Source organism: Corallococcus sp. 4LFB (assembly GCF_046520365.1).
GTDB classification, from domain to species: domain Bacteria; phylum Myxococcota; class Myxococcia; order Myxococcales; family Myxococcaceae; genus Corallococcus; species Corallococcus caeni.
Map to the genome: position 1 here is coordinate 1 of NZ_JBKGHJ010000934.1, position 1,655 is coordinate 1,655.

At 63.9% G+C, this 1,655-nt stretch carries 2 protein-coding genes and 1 pseudogene; 2 read left to right on the forward strand and 1 reads right to left on the reverse strand.

Annotated elements, in window-relative coordinates; genetic code table 11:
• Together ACLEQD_RS42945 and ACLEQD_RS42950 are read left to right on the forward strand one after the other, a co-directional pair.
• Positions 1–497 (forward strand): annotated as a pseudogene (locus tag ACLEQD_RS42945) (hypothetical protein); the annotation flags it as partial.
• On the forward strand, positions 497–1,408 hold the full coding sequence (locus ACLEQD_RS42950; RefSeq protein WP_410391729.1) for a type VI immunity family protein: 912 nt from the start codon (positions 497–499) through the stop codon (positions 1,406–1,408). The pseudogene ACLEQD_RS42945 and the gene ACLEQD_RS42950, both read left to right, overlap by 1 nt.
• A 14-nt stretch (positions 1,409–1,422) precedes the next feature.
• Here the strand turns inward: ACLEQD_RS42950 and ACLEQD_RS42955 are convergent, their stop codons facing one another.
• Positions 1,423–1,593 (reverse strand): hypothetical protein, encoded by a 171-nt coding sequence (locus ACLEQD_RS42955; protein WP_410391730.1) that lies wholly within the window; start codon positions 1,591–1,593, stop codon positions 1,423–1,425.
• Positions 1,594–1,655: the final 62 nt, after the last annotated feature.

Here is a 1,655-nt window from a genome sequence, read left to right on the forward strand (position 1 = left end):
ACCTGCGGATGCTCGACGGCAAGACGCCGACAGTGCAGCAGTGCGAGGAGCAGGTCGGGACGGATGCAGAGGGCAAACCCATCACCCGGGCCATGCAGTGGGGCCGTGAGAAGCACACGGTGGCCCTTCGCTGTGTCCAGGCGCGTCTATCCGTTGAGCGACCCGGTGGCTTCAGTCTGGAACAGCGCTACCGGTACAACCGGGAGACAAACACCCTGGAACGGGTCTCTCCTGGAGAAGCGCAGGCGCTGATTCGCTCAGGTCGAACAGGGAGGCTCCGTGGGACGCTGATCCCCGATGTGGTCATCCATTCTGGAGACCCGCTTCGCGTCGAAGCGAGCTTCGACTTCAAGTTCCCCTGTCCGATTGGCAGAGAAGGCGTATGGCGAAAGTATCCCGAAGGGCATCCCTGGGAGGGCCATCACCAGGGTGAGATGTATGAAGAGGCCCTGGGTGCCACTGCATTTCGCGTCTCACCGATCTTGGGGGTGTATTGATGCTCGGAAACCTGCCCTCAGTCGAAGTGGTTGCCGGACACGGCTCCGTCATCATGAAGACGGGGTTGAGCCTCTGCTTCTACATGCGACGCTCGCACCGGGACCTGGCGCCCCTGATCTCACAGGCGCTGAAGACCTACCTGCAGGCTGTCGGCCGCCAGGCACTGACGTGGTACCCCGACACGGAAGGCGAATGGCAGAAGCTGGATGACTCCGCGCTCGAAGAAACACACAGGGAGCTGTTGACGCATCGGGCTCCATTCATCCAGCTGCGCGACAGCTACGGAAGCCTTGTTGATCATCAATTCCTCTATCGGGGCGTTGACCTGGAATCACCGGAGGGCCGCCGCGCGCCGGGCCTGCACACCTGCGCGGTTTCCTTCTGGCTTCCAGCCGATTTCCTCCAATCCCGAGGCGTAGATTCATTTCGAGCCCTGGCGCTGGCCCTGGCGAAACTGCTGCCCTTCAACTCCGGCCATGCAGGGCCGTCATTTCATGCCTGGCTGGGCATGGAAGACCTCATGCAGCACATGTTTCAACTCGGCCTCCGCTATCCCGGCATGGATGTTCCGGATGAACGCAACAACGCGTACTCGGTGGGAGAGAAGATCCAGGGCGTCCATTGGATGAACTTCCTGGGTCCGCCGGTGCTCGAGGCGCTGGGAGGCCCCTCCGCGCTGGCGGCCCGCCTCCAGACACCTGGGATTTCCGTGCAGGCTCTTGGGGACGACCGTGCCGTTGTCACCCTGGGCCCGGAACCCGACGCGGGCGATACCAAAGAAGGGCGCGTACTCCCCGCGCACCGCGAGCTGGCTCGTATCCTGGAGCCCTGGTTCGCGGCGCGAGAGGTCTCACGCCCCTACCGTGACAACGGCGCCTTGCGTCGCTGGGAGCGCCGGTTCCTGGACTGAGGTGGGCTTCAATCTCAGGGGAAACGGATGCCATGCCACTGCGCCGTCCGGCTGCCGTCCACATCCGAGACGGTCAGTTGATAGCCGCTCAGCTCCGGGTTGTTCACGTCGAGCTCCAGGACCAGCGTCGCCACGGCTTCCGCGGTGATGGGCCCAGACTGAGCGGGCGTGAGGTCGGAGGTCATCGTGTGGGCCGCACCCTACCCGGCATGGGGGACGGGGCTGAGGGGATTCTGGCACGCTCGGA